At 74.1% G+C, this 17,370-nt stretch carries 12 protein-coding genes and 1 pseudogene; 11 read left to right on the forward strand and 2 right to left on the reverse strand.

Features of this window, described 5'->3' with window-relative positions:
- Positions 1-101: 101 nt before the first annotated feature.
- The 9 genes from AC067A_RS33395 (at position 102) to AC067A_RS33435 (ending at position 11,388) form a co-directional block, all read left to right on the forward strand.
- Positions 102-1,328, forward strand: a complete 1,227-nt coding sequence (locus tag AC067A_RS33395; RefSeq protein WP_479246805.1) for an acetyl-CoA C-acetyltransferase — start codon at positions 102-104, stop codon at positions 1,326-1,328.
- A gap of 32 nt (positions 1,329-1,360) precedes the next feature.
- The gene (locus tag AC067A_RS33400; RefSeq protein WP_479246807.1) at positions 1,361-2,116 is read left to right on the forward strand and encodes an SDR family oxidoreductase; all 756 of its coding nucleotides are present in this window, start codon (positions 1,361-1,363) and stop codon (positions 2,114-2,116) included.
- 25 nt (positions 2,117-2,141) lie between these two features.
- A complete protein-coding gene (locus tag AC067A_RS33405) occupies positions 2,142-2,819 on the forward strand; it encodes an HAD family hydrolase (RefSeq protein ID WP_479246809.1) in 678 nt (225 codons plus the stop codon).
- On the forward strand, positions 2,816-3,955 hold the full coding sequence (locus AC067A_RS33410) for a phosphotransferase family protein (protein WP_479246811.1): 1,140 nt from the start codon (positions 2,816-2,818) through the stop codon (positions 3,953-3,955). Before AC067A_RS33405 ends, AC067A_RS33410 begins: the two co-directional genes overlap by 4 nt.
- A complete protein-coding gene (locus tag AC067A_RS33415) occupies positions 3,955-5,226 on the forward strand; it encodes an acyl-CoA dehydrogenase family protein (RefSeq protein WP_479246813.1) in 1,272 nt (423 codons plus the stop codon). The genes AC067A_RS33410 and AC067A_RS33415 overlap by 1 nt, the downstream gene beginning before the upstream one ends.
- A gap of 178 nt (positions 5,227-5,404) precedes the next feature.
- Positions 5,405-6,931, forward strand: coding sequence for a Re/Si-specific NAD(P)(+) transhydrogenase subunit alpha (locus AC067A_RS33420; protein ID WP_479246815.1), 1,527 nt, complete (start codon positions 5,405-5,407; stop codon positions 6,929-6,931).
- Between the two features lies 1 nt (position 6,932).
- Positions 6,933-8,351, forward strand: coding sequence for a Re/Si-specific NAD(P)(+) transhydrogenase subunit beta (gene pntB, locus AC067A_RS33425; RefSeq protein ID WP_479246816.1), 1,419 nt, complete (start codon positions 6,933-6,935; stop codon positions 8,349-8,351).
- A gap of 331 nt (positions 8,352-8,682) precedes the next feature.
- Positions 8,683-9,879, forward strand: a complete 1,197-nt coding sequence (locus AC067A_RS33430) for an FAD-dependent monooxygenase (RefSeq protein WP_479246817.1) — start codon at positions 8,683-8,685, stop codon at positions 9,877-9,879.
- Positions 9,880-10,176: 297 nt separating this feature from the next.
- Positions 10,177-11,388, forward strand: a complete 1,212-nt coding sequence (locus AC067A_RS33435) for a glycoside hydrolase family 6 protein (protein WP_479246819.1) — start codon at positions 10,177-10,179, stop codon at positions 11,386-11,388.
- 81 nt (positions 11,389-11,469) lie between these two features.
- Here the strand turns inward: AC067A_RS33435 and AC067A_RS33440 are convergent, their stop codons facing one another.
- The gene (locus AC067A_RS33440; RefSeq protein WP_479246821.1) at positions 11,470-14,271 is read right to left on the reverse strand and encodes a hypothetical protein; all 2,802 of its coding nucleotides are present in this window, start codon (positions 14,269-14,271) and stop codon (positions 11,470-11,472) included.
- Between the two features lie 299 nt (positions 14,272-14,570).
- Here AC067A_RS33440 and AC067A_RS33445 point away from each other — a divergent pair, with 299 nt between their 5' ends.
- On the forward strand, positions 14,571-15,803 hold the full coding sequence (locus AC067A_RS33445) for a serine hydrolase domain-containing protein (RefSeq protein WP_479246823.1): 1,233 nt from the start codon (positions 14,571-14,573) through the stop codon (positions 15,801-15,803).
- A gap of 26 nt (positions 15,804-15,829) precedes the next feature.
- Here AC067A_RS33445 and AC067A_RS33450 read toward each other — a convergent pair whose 3' ends face one another.
- Entirely contained in the window at positions 15,830-16,861 is a 1,032-nt protein-coding gene (locus AC067A_RS33450) for a zinc-dependent alcohol dehydrogenase family protein (RefSeq protein WP_479246824.1), read from the reverse strand.
- Positions 16,862-17,194: 333 nt separating this feature from the next.
- On the opposite strand from AC067A_RS33450, the pseudogene AC067A_RS33455 reads away from it, so the two are divergent.
- Positions 17,195-17,370 (forward strand): annotated as a pseudogene (locus AC067A_RS33455) (IS982 family transposase); the annotation flags it as partial.

Genomic DNA, 17,370 nt, shown 5'->3' on the forward strand with positions numbered 1-17,370 from the left:
TCCTCCGCCCACCCCCCTCGCCTGTTGACGGGAGCCGTCGCGCGCTGCACAGTGGGCCCACCTTGAGTAAGCAACCGCTTAGCATGTAAAGGGAGGCCCACATGCCCGAAGCAGTGATCGTCTCGATCGCCCGCTCCCCGATCGGCCGGGCGGGCAAGGGGTCCCTGAAGGAGATGCGCGCCGACGACCTGTCCGTGCAGATGGTCCGGGCGGCGCTGGCGAAGGTGCCCGAGCTCGACCCGCGCGAGATCACCGACCTGATGCTGGGCTGCGGTCTGCCCGGCGGCGAGCAGGGCTGGAACATGGGCCGCAACATCGCCGTGCTCCTCGGCTACGACCACCTGCCCGGCACGACCGTCACCCGGTACTGCTCGTCGTCGTTGCAGACCACCCGCATGGCGTTCCACGCGATCAAGGCCGGCGAGGGCCACGCGTACGTCTCCGCGGGCGTGGAGTCGGTCAGCCACTTCGACAACGGCACCAGCGACCACATCCCGGGCCACGACGTACTCAACCCGGCCTTCGGCGACGCCGGACGGCGCACGCACGACCGCACCCAGGGCGGCGAGCCCGCGTGGACCGACCCCCGCGGGACCGGCGCGCTGCCGGACGTCTACATCTCCATGGGCCAGACCGCCGAGAACGTGCAGCAGGTCATCGGCATGTCGCGCGAGGAGCAGGACGCGTTCGCCGTCCGCAGCCAGAACCTCGCCGTCCAGCGCATCGCGGAGGGCTTCTGGGCCCGCGAGATCACCCCGGTCACCCTCCCCGACGGCACCGTCGTCACCGCCGACGACGGCCCCCGCCCCGGCACCACCCTGGAGGGCGTCAGCGGCCTCAAGCCGGTCTTCCGGCCCGACGGCACCGTGACCGCCGGCAACGCCTGCCCGCTCAACGACGGCGCCGCCGCCCTGGTGATCATGAGCGACACCCGGGCCAGGGAGCTGGGCCTCACCCCGCTCGCCCGCATCGTCTCGACGGCCGTCACCGGCCTCTCCCCGGAGGTCATGGGCCTCGGCCCGGTGGAGGCGATCCCCGCCGCCCTGAAGAGCGCCGGCCTCGGCATCGACGACATCGACCTCTACGAGATCAACGAGGCCTTCGCCGTCCAGTCGCTCGGCTCCGCGCAGCAGCTCGGCATCCCGCTGGACAAGCTCAACGTCAACGGCGGCGCCATCGCCGTCGGCCACCCCTTCGGCATGACCGGCGCCCGCATCACCGCCACCCTCGTCAACTCGCTCCAGTGGCACGACAAGCAGTTCGGCGTCGAGTCCATGTGCGTCGGCGGCGGCATGGGCATGGCCATGGTCATCGAGCGCCTGAACTGACCCCCACCGAGCCGACAAGGAGTACGGACACCATGAAGCGTTTCGAGGGAAAGACCGCGATCGTCACCGGGGCCAGCCGCGGCATCGGCCTGGCCATCGCCGAACGGCTCGTCACCGAGGGGGCGCGGGTCGTCCTCACCGGCCGCACCAAGGAGACGCTCGACGAGGCCGTGGCCGGCCTGGGCGGCTCCGCCCACGCGCTGGGAGTCGCCGGCAAGGCCGACGACCCCGCGCACCAGGCGGACACCGTCCGCCAGGCGATCGAGGCGTACGGCAGCGTGGACCTGCTGGTGAACAACACCGGCATCAACCCGGTGTACGGCCCGATGATCGAGCTCGACCTCGCGGCCGCCCGCAAGATCGTGGAGACCAACTGCCTCGCCGCGCTCTCCTGGGCCCAGCAGGTCCACGGGGCGTGGATGAAGGAGCACGGCGGCTCGATCGTCAACGTCGCCTCGGTCTCCGGCGTACAGCCCGCCCCCATGATCGGCATGTACGGCGCCAGCAAGGCCATGCTGCTCTCCATGACCCAGCTCCTGGCCGTCGAACTGGGGCCGGACATCCGGGTCAACGCGATCGCGCCCGCCGTCGTCAAGACGAAGTTCGCCACCGCCCTGTACGAGGGCCGCGAGCGGGAACTCGCCGCCGCCTACCCGCTCAAGCGACTCGGCGAGCCCGAGGACATCGGCAGCGTCGTCGCCTTCCTGCTGTCCGAGGACGCCGCCTGGCTCACCGGCCAGACCGTCGTCGTCGACGGCGGCGTCACCCTCGCCGGAGCGGCCTCGTGACCGCCCGCGCCGCCGGGCCCGCGTCGTGACCGCCGCACCGCCGACGGCGCCGGTCGAGGCCGTCGCCTTCGACTACGGCGGGGTGCTCACCCTGCCGGTGAAGGAGTCGATCGCGGCCTGGACCGAGGCCGACGGCATCGAGCCGGAGTCGTTCTCCCGGACCCTCAAGGCCTGGATGTCCCGCGGCGCGCCCGCCGGGACACCCGTCCACCGCCTGGAGACCGGCGAGCTGAGCGCCGACGAGTTCGGCGTCCTGCTCGCTGCGGAGCTCACCACGGTCGACGGCCGGCCGGTCGACCCGGTCGGCGTCCTGGCCCGGCTCTTCGCCGGGATGCGTCCCGACCCCGCGATGTTCGCGCTCGTCGAGGAACTGCGCGCACTCGGCATCCGGGTCGCCCTGCTGTCCAACAGCTGGGGCAACACCTATCCGCGCGAGCGGATCGACGCGCTGTTCGACCCCGTCGTCATCTCCGGCGAGGTCGGCCTGCGCAAGCCGCAGGCCGAGATCTACGCACTGACTCACGAGCGTCTCGGCCTCGACGCCGACCGCGTGCTCTTCCTCGACGACGCCGAGCCCAACGTGCTCGGTGCGCGAGCCGTCGGCATGCGGGCCCACCTGCACGTCGACGCCCCCTCCACCCGCGCGGCGATCGCCGCCCTCGTTCCGGGCCTGTGCCCCACGCGGAACGGAAGCCCCGCATGACCGACCGCCCCACACCCCGCGCCGCGCTCGTCACCGGAGCCGCCCCCGGCACCGGTGCGGGCGTCGCCCGACGCCTCGCCGCGGACGGCCCCGCCGTCGCGGTGGCCGGCCGCCACGCGTCCCCGCCCGGCATCGACCTGGTCCGGCTCGGCGGCTGGCTGCGCGCGCGCGTCCCCGGTGCCGGTCCCGACCTGTCGGCGACGCTCGTCGCGGGCGGGAAGTCCAACCTCACGTACCGGGTCACCGACGGCGCCGCCACCTGGATCGTCCGCCGCCCACCCCTCGGCCACGTGCTCGCGACCGCACACGACATGGGCCGCGAGTACCGCGTGATGAGCGCCCTGCGCGACACCGAGGTCCCGGTGCCGCACACGTACGGCCTCTGCGACGACCCCGGGGTCCTGGGAGCGCCGTTCTACGTGATGGAGCGGTGCGCCGGCACCCCGTACCGGCTCGCGGCCGAGCTCGCACCCCTCGGCGAGGAGCGCACCCGGCGGATCTCGGAGCGGCTCGTCGACACCCTCGTCACGCTGCACCGGGTGGATCCCGCGGCGGTCGGGCTCGCCGGCTTCGGCCGCCCCGACGGCTATCTGGAGCGCCAGGTCCACCGCTGGAAGAAGCAGCTGGACGCCTCGTACAGCAGGGACCTCCCGGCCGCCGAGGAGCTCTACCGCCGCCTCGCCGCCGACGTTCCCACCGATGCGGGCAGCGGCATCGTGCACGGGGACTTCCGGCTCGACAACCTGCTGGTCGACGGCGACGACCGTCCCACGGCGGTGCTCGACTGGGAGATGGCGACGCTGGGCGACCCCCTGTCCGACCTCGCCCTCACGGTCGTCTACAACCGGCTGGGCGAGGTCGTCGGCGACGACGCCGGCGTCAGCACCGTCGCGGGCGCGCCCGGCCACCTCACCGAGACCGAGACGATCGAGCGGTACGCCGCGGGCAGCGGCCGGGACGTCTCCCGGTTCGGCTTCCGCCTGGGCCTCGCCGCCTTCAAGCTGGCCGTGATCATCGAGGGCATCCACTTCCGGCACCTCAGGGGCCAGACGGTCGGGGAGGGCTTCGAGACCCTCGGCGACGCGATCGAACCGCTGCTCGACGCCGGCCTTTCCGCGCTGAAGGAGGAGAACTGATGGAATTCGGGTTCGACACCAGGACCGAGGAACTGCGGGCGTCCCTGCTCGAGTTCATGGACCGGCACGTGTACCCGGCCGAGCGGGCCTTCCACGACCAGCAGGCGGCGCTCGACGACCCCTGGGCCTGGGACTCGGTCCCGGTCGTCCGGGAGTTGCGGGCCGAGGCGCGCAAGCGCGGCCTGTGGAACCTCTTCCTGCCGGGTGAGGAGGGCGGGGGGCTGACGAACCTCCAGTACGCGCCGCTGGCGGAGATCAGCGGGCGCAGCCTGCACCTCGCGCCCCCGGCGATGAACTGCGCGGCGCCGGACACCGGCAACATGGAGGTGCTGCACATGTTCGGCACCCCGGAGCAGAAGAAGCGGTGGCTGGAGCCGCTGCTCGACGGCGAGATCCGTTCGGCGTTCGCGATGACCGAGCCGAACGTGGCCTCCTCCGACGCCACCAACATCGGCACGTCGATCGTCCGCGACGGCGACGAGTACGTGATCAACGGCGGCAAGTGGTGGATCACCGGCGCGATGAACCCCAACGCGAGGATCTTCGTCGTGATGGGCCGGACGGACCCGGGCGCCGAGCGGCACCGCCGGCAGTCGATGATCCTCGTCGAGCGCGACGCCCCCGGCCTCGAGATCCACCGCGGCATGGAGGTCTTCGGGTACGACGACCGGGAGCACGGCGGTCACGCCGAGCTCACCTTCACCGACGTACGCGTGCCGGCGGCGAACCTGATCGGCGGCGAGGGCGACGGCTTCGGCATCGCCCAGGCACGCCTCGGCCCCGGCCGCATCCACCACTGCATGCGCTCGATCGGCATCGCCGAGCGGGCGGTCGAGCTGATGTGCGCCCGCGCCGACGAACGCGTCGCCTTCGGCAAGCCGATCGCCGAGCAGGGCGTCATCCGTGACTGGATCGCCGAATCCCGGGTCCGCATCGAGCAGTTGAGGCTGCTCGTGCTCAAGACCGCGTGGCTGATGGACACCGTCGGCAACAAGGGCGCGCACGCCGAGATCCAGGCGATCAAGATCGCGACCCCGGCGACGGTGCAGTGGATCCTCGACAAGGCGATCCAGGTCCACGGCGCCGGCGGGCTGTCCCAGGACTTCACGCTGGCCAACATGTACGCCCACATCCGGACCCTGCGGTTCGCCGACGGGCCGGACGAGGTCCACAGGAACGCCCTGGCCAGGAGCGAGCTGCGGGGGCAGGCCGACAAGCGGGCGTCGCGGACGCCGACAGCGCCCGGCGCCACCGCGGGCAACCGCCGGTAGGAGTCCACCGATCGGCGCGTGACATGAATCATGCGCCGATCGGGGCGGTGTGGCATTGATCACGGCTGAGGCGCTTCCGGTGGAGGCGAGCGGGCCCGATTCTGATCGGGGCTGAACCCGAACCGGAGTCGAGGTCGTAGCAGGCCGTTGACGGCCGCAGTAGCGAACGGAGAATCTCGTGATCGTCGGAGTCCTCAAAGAAGCGCGGGCGGGTGAGAAGCGCGTATCGGCCACGCCGGCCACGATCGAGCCGATGCGCAAACTGGGGTACGACGTGGTCGTAGACTCCGGCGCCGGCACCGCCGCGGGCTTCACCGACAGTGCCTACGAGGCGGCGGGCGCGACCATCGGCGACGCGACGGCCGCGGACGTGGTGCTGGGGGTCAACGCCCCGAGCTCCGCACAACTCGACGCCGTCCGGCCGGAGGCGACGGTGATCGCCCTCTTCGCGCCGGCCTTCGACCCCGCGATGGTCGAGGAGCTGGGCAGCCGTCCGTTCACCGCTCTGTCGATGGACGCCGTGCCGCGCATCAGCCGCGCGCAGTCGATGGACGTGCTGTCGTCGATGGCGAACATCGCCGGCTACCGGGCCGTGGTCGAAGCGGCGCACGCGTTCGGGCGTTTCTTCACCGGTCAGGTCACCGCGGCCGGCAAGGTGCCGCCGGCCAAGGTGCTCGTCGCCGGCGCCGGTGTCGCGGGCCTCGCGGCGATCGGCGCGGCCGGATCGCTCGGCGCGATCGTACGGGCGACCGACCCGCGGCCCGAGGTGGCCGACCAGGTGCGGTCGCTGGGCGGCGAGTACCTGTCGATCGCGTCCCCCGAGGTCGAGGTCTCCAAGACCGGCTACGCCAAGGAGATGGGCGACGACTACAAGGCGCGCGAGGCCGAGCTCTACGGCGCCCAGTGCCGTGAGGTCGACATCGTCATCACCACCGCGCTGATCCCCGGGCGTCCCGCGCCCACGCTGATCACCGCGGAGATGGTGGCCGGCATGAAGCCGGGCTCGGTGATCGTGGACATGGCGGCCGCCAACGGCGGCAACGTGGTGGGCACGGTGGCGGGCGAGCAGGTCGTCACGGAGAACGGCGTCACGATCATCGGCTACACCGATCTGGCGGGCCGGCTCCCGGCGCAGGCCTCGCAGTTGTACGGCACGAACCTGGTGAACCTGCTGAAGCTGATGACGCCCGGCAAGGACGGCTCGTTCGTCCTCGACTGGGACGACCCGGTGCAGCGCTCCATCACCGTCGTCCGCGCGGGCGAGTCGGCCTGGCCGCCCCCGCCGGTCCAGGTCTCGGCCGCCCCGGCCGCCGCTCCCGCGGCCGCGCCGGAGCCGGCGAAGCCGAAGAAGGCGCCGACGACCCCGGCACAGCGGTTCGGCGGGGTGGCGGTCGCCGCGCTGGCGCTGTTCCTCGCCGCCGGTTTCGCGCCGGCCGCCCTGCTGCCCCACCTGACGGTCTTCGTGCTCGCCATCGTGATCGGCTACTACGTCATCGGTCATGTGCACCACGCCCTGCACACGCCGCTGATGTCGGTGACGAACGCGATCTCCGGGATCATCGTGGTCGGCGCGCTGCTGCAGATCGGGCACTCGAGCACCGCGGTCACGGTGCTGTCGTTCGTGGCGATCCTTCTGGCCAGTATCAACGTCTTCGGCGGCTTCGCGGTGACGCGTCGCATGCTCGCCATGTTCAACAGGAGCTGACATGTCCGCGACCCTCGCCGCGCAAGCGGCCTACCTCGTTGCCGCGCTGCTGTTCATCCTGGCGCTGGCAGGACTCTCCAAGCACGAGTCGGCACGACTCGGCAACGCCTTCGGCATGCTCGGCATGGGCGTCGCCCTGGTCGCGTCCGTCGTGCTCGCCGTGGACGGCGACGTCAGCACCGCGGGCCTGGGCCTGATGGGTCTGGCGATGCTGGTCGGCGCGCTGATCGGCATCCAGCGCGCCCGCGGCGTCGAGATGACGGGCATGCCCGAACTGATCGCGCTGCTGCACTCCTTCGTCGGCCTCGCGGCCGTCCTGGTCAGCTGGAACGGCTACCTGAACGTCGAGCACCACCCCAACGGGCCCGAGGCCGCCGCGCTGGACGCGCTCGGCACCCTGGGCATCCACCACGCCGAGGTGTTCATCGGCGTCTTCATCGGCGCGGTGACCTTCACCGGCTCGATCGTCGCGAACCTGAAGCTCTCGGCGCGCATCGACTCCAGGCCGCTGGTCCTGCCGGGGAAGAACGTCCTGAACCTCGGCGCGCTCGGCCTCTTCGTCGCCCTCACCGTCTGGTTCGTCATCGCGCCGGCGCTGTGGCTGCTGATCGCCGTGACCGTCGTCGCGCTGGCGCTCGGCTGGCACCTGGTGGCCTCGATCGGCGGCGGCGACATGCCCGTCGTGGTCTCGATGCTGAACAGCTACTCCGGCTGGGCCGCCGCGGCCTCCGGCTTCCTCCTCGGCAACGACCTGCTGATCATCACCGGCGCGCTCGTCGGCTCCTCCGGTGCCTACCTCTCCTACATCATGTGCAAGGCGATGAACCGCTCGTTCGTCTCCGTGATCGCCGGCGGCTTCGGCATCGAGGCGCCCTCGGACCCGGACGTCGACTACGGCGAGCACACGGAGATCACCGCCCAGGGCGCCGCCGAACTGCTCGGCTCCGCCCGGTCGGTGGTCATCACCCCCGGCTACGGCATGGCCGTCGCGCAGGCCCAGTACCCGGTCGCGGAACTCACCTCCAAGCTCCGCGCGAAGGGCGTCGAGGTGCGGTTCGGCATCCACCCCGTCGCCGGCCGCCTGCCCGGCCACATGAACGTGCTCCTCGCCGAGGCCAAGGTCCCGTACGACATCGTGCTCGAGATGGACGAGATCAACGACGACTTCGCGAAGACCGACGTCGTCCTCGTCATCGGCGCCAACGACACCGTCAACCCGGCCGGGGCGGACGACCCCAGCAGCCCCCTCGCCGGCATGCCCGTCCTCACCGTGTGGGAGGCCGCCAAGGTCATCGTCTTCAAGCGGTCGATGGCCTCCGGCTACGCGGGCGTCCAGAACCCGCTCTTCTTCAGGGAGAACACCTCCATGCTCTTCGGCGACGCGAAGGACCGCGTCGAGGACATCGTCGGAGCGCTCTGACCCCATAGCCGAGCGCGCGCCCGGGCCGGACACGGGCACGCCCCCGGCCCGGACGTCGGGCACCGTGCCGGACGGCACGAGCCCGGCCCCGGGCTCGGACATGCGCCCGGCCCCGGACGCGGGCACGCGCTCGGCCCCGGACATGGGCACGTGCTCGGCCAGGACGTCGGACACCGTGCCGGCCGGTGCCCCTCCGGCCGGCACGGTGTCCGCCCCGGACGCCGGGCGCACGCCGGCCGACCGGCACCCCCTCCCGGCCGCTGCCTTCGGATACGGCCGGGAGTAACGTCCCGGTGGGCGCGGTGCCCGGACACGGGGGAGGGGCGGTTCCATGTCGAGACGTCGTGCGGTCGTGGTCGGAGCGGGGATCGGCGGCCTCACCGCCGCGGTGGCACTGCACCGCCGGGGGTGGAGCGTCACCGTCTGCGAACGGGCCGCCGAACCCTCCGTCACCGGCGCCGGCATCGGCCTCGCTCCCAACGCGCTGCGCGCCCTCCACTCCATCGGCGTCGACGTCACGCGGACCACCGGCGCCGCCGTCCCCGCCGCCATGGGGGTGCGCCGCTCCGACGGCCGATGGCTCACCCGGACCGCGACCGCCGACCTGGCGGCCCGCTACGGGACGCCCCCCATCGCCGTCCCCCGTCCGGCCCTCACCGTCGCGCTGGCGACCGCCCTGCCGGCGGAGGCCCTCCGCTACGGCACCGCCGTGACGGCCGTCGACGACGCGGAAGGCCGCCCGGTCGTGCGCACGGAGGCCGGCCCGGACCTTCCCGCCGACCTGGTCGTCGCCGCCGACGGGATCCACAGCCCGCTGCGCCACGCGTACTTCCCCGCCCACCCCGGCCCGCGCTACCTCGGCGAGACCGCCTGGCGGGCGCTCGTCGAAGCTCCGGACCTGAGCGTCCCGGCCATGAGCGAGACCTGGGGGCGGGGCGAGCGGTTCGGCATCACCCCGCTCTCCGACGGCCGGTTCTACCTGTACGCCACCGCCGTCCTGCCGGCCGGCGCCGCGTCCGCCGACCACCGCGCCGAACTCCGCCGCCGCTTCGGCTCCTGGCACGACCCGATCCCGGCCCTCCTCGACCGCGTCGACCGCCTCGGCCCCGAGGACGTCCTGCGGCACGACCTCCACGAGCTGCCCGCCCCGCTCCCGCGCCTCCACCACGGCCGCGTCGCCTGGCTCGGCGACGCCGCCCACGCCATGGCCCCCAACCTCGGCCAGGGCGGCTGCCAGGCCGTCGAGGACGCGGTGGTCCTCGCCCACCTGCTGCCCGCCGGCGGCGGCGCCGACGGTCCGGACGCCCTCGCGCCCGCCCTCGCCGCGTACACCGCCGCCCGGCGCGACCGCGCCGACGCCGTCCGCCGCCGCGCCCGCCGCGTCGGCCGCCTGGGCGCCCTGCGCCATCCGCTCGCCGTCGCAGCCCGCGACCTCGCCGTCCGCGCCACCCCGACCGGGCTCGCCCTGCGCGGCCTTGACGACCTGTTCGACGGCTTCCGCCTGCCGGACCGGCCCCCGTCGCGGTGACGCCGCCGGCGCTTCCCCCGGCGCCCCCGTGACCGACGGGCCGCGGGAGGCCGTGGTCACGTCGACGTCGCCCGTGCCCTGCGCTGACGGTCACGGCACGGTCGAAGTCGCCCCGGTCCCGACCGGTGCCGGTCGATCGCCGACGATCGCCGCACCCCACCGTTCGTTCCGTGCAAGCCTCTTGACGGCACGACACCGACTCCGGAAGTCTCATGGGAGCGCTCCCACCTCGTCCGCGCACACCATGCTGGACCGGGAGCCGTCCCGATCGTGCCGTCGACGGAGGTCCTTCCACCCATGCGCCGCAGAACCGCCGCCCGCGCGCTCGCGCTGCCCCTGGCCCTCGCCGCCGCCCTGCTGGCGGGGCCGCCACCCGCCGGGGCGGAAGCACCGGTGGGGCCCCACGGCCCGCGGGAGAGCCGCCTCTACGCCCCGAAGGGCAACCCCGACGCGTACCGGCAGGCCGTCGGCCTCCTGCGGGACGGCCGGTACGCGGACGCCGCCGGCATCCTCGCCATGGTCCGTACGCCGCAGGCCGTCTGGTTCGGCGACCAGGCGCCGGCCGAGGTGGAGCGGCAGGCCCGGACGGTCGTCCGGGACGCGGCGCGCAAGGGCGCCGTGCCCGTGCTCGCCCTGTACAACGTGCCGGGCCGGGACTGCTCCAATTACTCGGGCGGAGGCGCGTCGACGACGGCCGAGTACCAGGCGTGGGTGGACGCGGTGGCGCGTGGCGTAGCCGGCCACGAGGCGATGGTGGTCCTCGAACCCGATTCGCTCGCGCTGCTGCCCGCCGACTGCGGCCAGGACGACGCGCAGGGCACGAGGACGGCCGCCCGTTACGCCGAGGTCCGCTACGCCGTCGACACCCTGGGCCGGCTCGCCCGCACCAAGGTCTACCTCGACACCGGACACCCCGGCTGGCACACCGTCGGCTCGATCGTGCCGCGCCTGATCCGGGCCGGGGTGGGCGACGCCACCGGCTTCTTCACCAACGCCTCCAACTACCGCACCGAGGCGGACAGTCACTGGTACGGCACGCTGATCTCCGCCTGCGTCGGGTACGCGGAGGACGGCGGCGACGCCGCCGACTGCCCGAACCAGTACTGGCCCCGCGCCGACGCCGAGGCGTGGATCGCCGAACACGTGACCACCCCCGCGTCCCGGCGGAAGCACTTCGTCACGGACACCAGCCGCAACGGCCTCGGCCCGTGGACCCCGCCGCCCGGCAAGTACACCGACGCGCAGGACTGGTGCAACCCGCCCGGCCGGGGCCTCGGCGACCGGCCGACGACCGCCACCGGCGACCCGCTGTACGACGCCAAGCTCTGGATCAAGATCCCCGGCGAGTCGGACGGCCTGTGCCTGCGCGGCACCGCCGGCCCCCAGGACCCCGAGCGCGGCACGGTCGACCCCGCCGCCGGCGACTGGTTCCCCGAGCAGGCGCTGGAGCTCGTACGCCTCGCCCGGCCGCCGCTCCCGACGGCCGGGCACCCGACCACCGTCCGGTAGGGCACGACGGCGGCGACCACACGGGCGCGCCACACAGTCGGGGCCGGTGCGGAACACTCCGGAACGGCCCGACGGGTCAGGTCACGGAGCCTCCCGCACCGTTCCCGTGAACTCGGGGCCGGGGACGGGCTCCCAGGAGCCGTCGTACGTGGTCAGGGCGGCGCGCAGGGACTCCGTCGGCTCTGCGGCGTCGTCCCGGACGGTCGGGACGGCGATCTCCGTGGCGGTCCGCCCCGCGGGGACGGTGACGCCGAGTCCGAGGCCGCCCTCGCCGGCTTCGGACAGGGACACGGCGGGGTCGGGCACGTGGCCGAGCTGCTCCTCCAGCCAGGCGGGGTCGACGTCGGCGGTGGAGAGCTCGGCGCCACCGGTGACGGGCAGGAAGGAGATCCCGCCGAAGACGTCGACGTCGGCCGCGGCGGACAGGGAGACGCGCCAGGCCAGCGGGGCGCCCTCGGTGACGTCGTCGGAGACCGGGGTGAGCGTCACGGCCGGCATGGCGTCGTCGTTCAGGGCGGTGACGCCGCCCCGGTGGGAGCCGACGACGGTGCCGCGCACGGCCTTGACGTAGGCGTCGTGCCGCAGGTCGTAGCCGTAACGGGTGTTGCCGGTGACCTCGACCGGGATGTCGAGGTCATGGCGGCCCGGGCGCACGGTCACCGTGCGGGAGGTGACCTCCCCCGTCTCCGGATGCGGCACGAAGAGGCGGACCTGGCCGCTGCCGTGTCCGGAGACCCGGACCGGCACGCGGTAGGTACGGATCCCGGAGTCGCCTTCCCGCACCGTCAGGCGGCCGACGTCGACCCGGGCGAGGGCGGCGGGCCGGGCCGCGGGGGTACCGGGGCGCCAGCCCCAGGCGTCCATGAGCCAGGCGCGGCCGGAGCCGCCGCCGGGGGCCAGTTCGAGGGCGGTGATCCGCTTCGGGTCCAGGCCGGACCGGACGGCGGCCGACAGGGGGACACGGACCTCGCGCGCCCAGTAGGAGGCGGTCCGTTCGGTGCCGGGCAGTCCGTCGACGCGGGTACGGCCCAGGGCCGCGCGGCGGCCCGAGGAGTCGGTGACGGCGACGTCCAGCGTGGTGCCGGTGCTGCCGGGCGGCACGATCAGCCGCAGGGCCAGGGCGTCCGCACCGGCCAGGGAGACGGGTCGCGCGGCGCGGACCGTGGCCCGCGGTCCCGGGTGCGCCCACTCCAGGGCGACGGCGTCGCGGCCCGGTTCGGTGCCGGACTCCCACGAGGCGAAGTGGGGTGACCGGCCGGCGGTTTCGGGGGAGAGACAGGACCGGGTGGCGTCGGCGTCGACCTGCGCGCACAGCCGGCCGGAGCCGGAGACGGCGACCCCGGAGTCGGGCAGGAAGGCCGGCGTGCGGTGGCCGCCGACCGCGTGGGTGAGGACCCGGGCCGGACCGGCCGAGGGCGCGCGGCGGCCGGTGCCGTCGAGGAGCGGCCGGACCCGGTCGTCCCCGCCGACGAACAGCCGGGCGGCGGCCGCGATGTACGTGGCGCCGGCGGCCTGCTGCTGGGCCGCGGTGAGCCGGGTCGCCGTGCCGGGAGAGCAGACGGGGTCGGTGCCGTCGTCGGACGAGAAGTCGTCGAAGGCGGCGGCCTTGGCCTGCCCCGGCGTCCACTCGCTGTTGAAGTAGTTGTGGTTGGCGCCGACCACGTACACCGCGCTGTGCAGGGCGGCACCCCGGCTGACGCCCCGGGTGCCGTCGACGAGGTTCTGGCCCTGGAGGTCGGACACGTCGCCGTCGCAGCCCGGCAGGACGGTCATGGACGGCACGTCGGGGGCCGGGTTGCGGCCGAAGATCGTGGGGCCGATCGGGACGGTGCCGCGGATCGTCCACCGGACGGGTCCCCGGTAGCCGTCCTGGTCGGCGGGCGGCGGGGTGAGGCTGTCGACCGCGGCCCGGTTGACGCCCTCGCCGCCCCGCGAGTGGCCGACGAGCAGGACGCGCGAGAGGTCGGCGGGGGCGGTGGCGCGCACGGCCGCCGGGGCGGTGGCGCGGTGCGCGGACCAGCCGGCCCAGCGCGCCAGGTGCAGGCGCACCAGGGACGAGCGGGCCTGAGCGCCGGCGTCCTCGACGCGGAAGTCCTGTCCGTTGACGCCGTTGGCGGATATGGAGAACGTGACGTAGCCCTGCGAGGCCAGGAGCCGCTGTGCGCGCAGGTACCCCTCGTGGCTCGGTAGCGGCGTCGATCCCCCGGCGCAGGGCCACGCGCCGTTCATCTCGTCGGTGCCCGGGACGTAGCAGGTCGCGTGACGGCCGTGCAGGAAGAGTGCCACGGGCCGCTTGCCCGGCGCGCCGGCGGGCCCCACCACGACGGCACGCATCTCGATCGGCTCCGGGTATCCCGGCAGGCGTACGGGGGCGAGGTCGTACGAACCGCTGACGGTCCGGTAGCGCCCGGGCGTCCCGGGGTCGACCGCGTTGGCCGGAAGCGGCGCCTCGGGCAGGGCGGCGGGGGCGGCGGGAAGGGCGCGCGCCGCGCCGGCCTGCCCGGCCTCGTCCAGCCGCCGCCCGCCGGCCGTCACCGACAGCAGGGTCCCCTCGTCGAGGCGGGTGGCCCCGAGGGCCAACCGGAAGGTGCGGCCGTCGGCCCCGGGAACCGGGCGGCCCAGGAGCCGGTCGTCCGCGTGGAACTCGACCCGGGCGTCGCCCATCGGTACGGGCTCGGGTGACGTCCAGACCAGCTGCCTGCCCGCGCCGGATCCGGTGACCGTCCAGCCACCGGGGAGTTCGGCGTCTCCGTACCGGCTCCCGGGCGACGCCGCCGGCGGTTCAGCGGGGCCCGGCTGCCCGGCGTACACCGGGCCGGGCGACACCGCCGCCAGCGCGAGTAACGCCGCGGCGGTGGCCGCGGCGCGTGTGACACGTATCAAAGCGGTCTTCCTCACGATCGGTCGTGTCCGGGCGCCGGGGAGCGGCTTCGACGTGCCGTGGGGCCCCGGTTCCCTGGCGCCCCCCGCTTCCCTGCTGCCCCTTTCGTCACCGGAGGACGGCAAAGGGCACACACCGGTTGCCTTCTGACGTATGAACAGATCGTGCGACCGGAGCGTCGGGGGGAGCGCGACCCGCACGGACGTACCGGCTGCGAGGGGACGGGCCTGACGGGTGATGTTCACGCGGGTCGGGGGCCGCCCCGCCCGCCGCGGGGGAGGGCCCGGCCGATACTCCGACCATGAGCCCAGCCCGCACCTCGCCCCGGACGCGCCTCGCCGCGCTCACCGCGCTGCTCACCCTCGGCGCCCTCGTCGCCCCCGTGGAGGCCGCCGGCACGCCGCCGGCCGAGGCGGGCCATCGGCGGCCCTGCGTCGCCTCGCGGGTCCCCGATCACGGTCCGGCCCGTGACGTCCGGCGGATCGCCGAGCGGGCCCGGACCGAGATGGGCCTGAAGTCGGTCATCGTGCGGGTCACCGTCGACGGCCGCGAGGTCGTCACCACCGCGCTGGGCGAGTCGATGACCGGTGTGCCGGCCACCCCGGCCATGCACTTCCGGAACGGCAACATCGCGATCAGCTACATGGGCACCGCGCTGCTGCGCCTCGTCGACCAGGGCGTGGTCGGTCTCGACGACCCCGTGGCCCGCTGGCTGCCCCACCTGCCGGACGGCGAGCGGATCACCCTGCGCATGCTGGCCGCCTCCACCACCGGTCTGGTCGACTACGTCCGCCTCCCCGCGTTCCAGCAGGCCGTCGTCGCCGACCCGTACCGCCAGTGGACGGCCGAGGAGCTGGTGGCCCTCTCCACCGGGCAGGAGCGGTGGTACGAGCCGGGCACCAACTGGAGCTACTCGCACGCGAACTTCGTCCTCCTCGGCGCCGCCCTGGAGAAGATCACCGGCACCCGCCTCGACGTCCTCCTGGAGGAGCAGGTCCTGCGTCCGCTCGGACTGCGCGAGACCCGCAACGGCTTCACCCCCGACATCCCCGAACCCGCCCTGCACGCCTTCACCGCCGACCGGGGCACGTACGAGGAGTCCACGTACTGGAACCCCTCGTGGACCACCGCCCCGGGCGCGGTGGAGACCACCGACATCTGCGACCTGGCCCGCTCGGCGGGCGGCATCGGCTCGGGCCGGCTGCTCTCCCCGGAGTCCTACCGGGAGCTGCTGAACCCGGGAACGGTCGGGCTCGGCCACCCCACCCGCACATGCCCGGCGACGGTCTGCCTCGCCCAGACCGAGGCCACCCACTACGGCATGGGCCTGCTCGTCCTGGGCGACTGGGTCTCCCAGCACCCTCTGTTCTTCGGCTACTCCGCCTCCCAGGCCTACCTGCCGTCCGAGCGCCTGTCCATCGCGGTCTCCACCACGAACGGCCCTGACGCCGCCGCCGGACACAGCGCGCACACGATCGCCCGGCGCATCGCCGCCGCCCTCGCCCCCGACCATCCCATCCCCGACTTCGGCTGACCGGCCCGGGTGCGGTCGCGGCCTCCTCAGCCGCCGCCGACCCCGCTCCCCGCCCCCCGGATGACGACCTTCCCGAAGGACGTGCCGCCGGCGTAGTACGCGTACGCCTCGGGCGCGTCCTCGAAGGGGAAGACGCGGTCGACGACGGGTCGCAGGCCGTGCTCCGCGATCACGTCGTTCATGGCGGTGAACTGGGCGCGGCTGCCGACGGCCACCGCCCGCACGGTGGCGCCGGAGGCGAAGAGGGCGCGGGGGTCGAGCGGTTCGGGGGTCCGGCCGACGAAGCCGACGCAGGCGACTGTGCCGGCGAGGGCGACGGCGCGGACGGAGTCCTTGAGGAGCCCGGCGACGTCGACGACCCGGTCGGCGCCCCGCCCGGCGGTGAGCCGACGGACCTCGGCGGCCCAGTCCGGGGTCGCCCGGTAGTCGATCACCTCGTCGGCGCCGAGTCCGCGCAGGCGCACGGCCTTGCCGGGGCCGCCGGTGGTGGCGATCACGCGGGCGCCGAGGGCCTTGGCGAACCCGAGGGCGAACAGCGAGACGCCGCCGGATCCCTGCACCACGACCGTGTCGCCGGGCCGGACGCCCGCCGCGTCGCCGGTGAGCGCGTTCCAGGCGGTGACCGCCACGCACGGCAGCGTCGCGGCCTCCTCGTACGAGAGGTGGGCGGGTACGGGGACGAGCGAGTCCGCCTCGACGACGGCGAGTTCGGTGAGCATGCCGTCGAGGGAGCCGCCGCGCTGGGCGAGGTGCTCGACGCCGAACGGCCCGTCCTGCCAGGTCGGGAAGAGCGTGGCCATCACGCGGTCGCCGACGGCGGCGCCCTCGGCACCGGGGCCGAGGGCGACCACCTCGCCCGCGCCGTCGGAGACGGGGATCACGTCCGGCTTCACCGGCAGCACGTAACTCCCGTCGAGCACCATGAGTTCGCGGTAGCTCAGGGAGGTCGCGCGCACCGCCACCACCGCCTGACCCGGGCCGGGAACGGGGACGTCGTGCGCGCGGACGGTGAGACCGGCCAGTCCGGCGCCGCTGTGTGACAGGTGGTAACTCCGCATCGGGGCAGGGCCTTTCGTGAGAGGAACGAACGGGGGAGTACGGGCACAGGTCGCGGGCGGGCGGCGCGCCAGGCGCCGGCGGCCTCGGGGTGACGGCCTCGGTGGTGAGGGCCTCGGCGGTGCCGGAAACCTCGGCGGTGACGGGGACCTCGCCGGTGCCGGAAACCTCGGCGGTGACGGGGACCTCGCCGGCGGCCGGCCGGGTCTCGTCGGCGGCCTCTGCGGCCGACTCGTACCCGCCGGTGGCCCCGGTGGCCCCGGTGGCCCCTGGGCCCTAGACGAGTAAGTCCGAAGTCTTCGGGCGCATGAAACGAGGGCCTCGTTGGTTCGTGTGTGACGACAAACCTCGAGACCCTCGCGACTGCACTGTACGTGAAGATCGATGACTCTCTGGCAGGAACGCGGCGGACAGGCCGTCCGCCGAGGCTGACGGATGCCGAGCTGTTGACGCTCGCGGTGATGCAGGCCGTGCTCGGCTTCGCCTCCGAGGCCCGCTGGCTGCGCTTCGC

It is taken from the genome of Streptomyces sp. NPDC043176 (assembly GCF_056436715.1).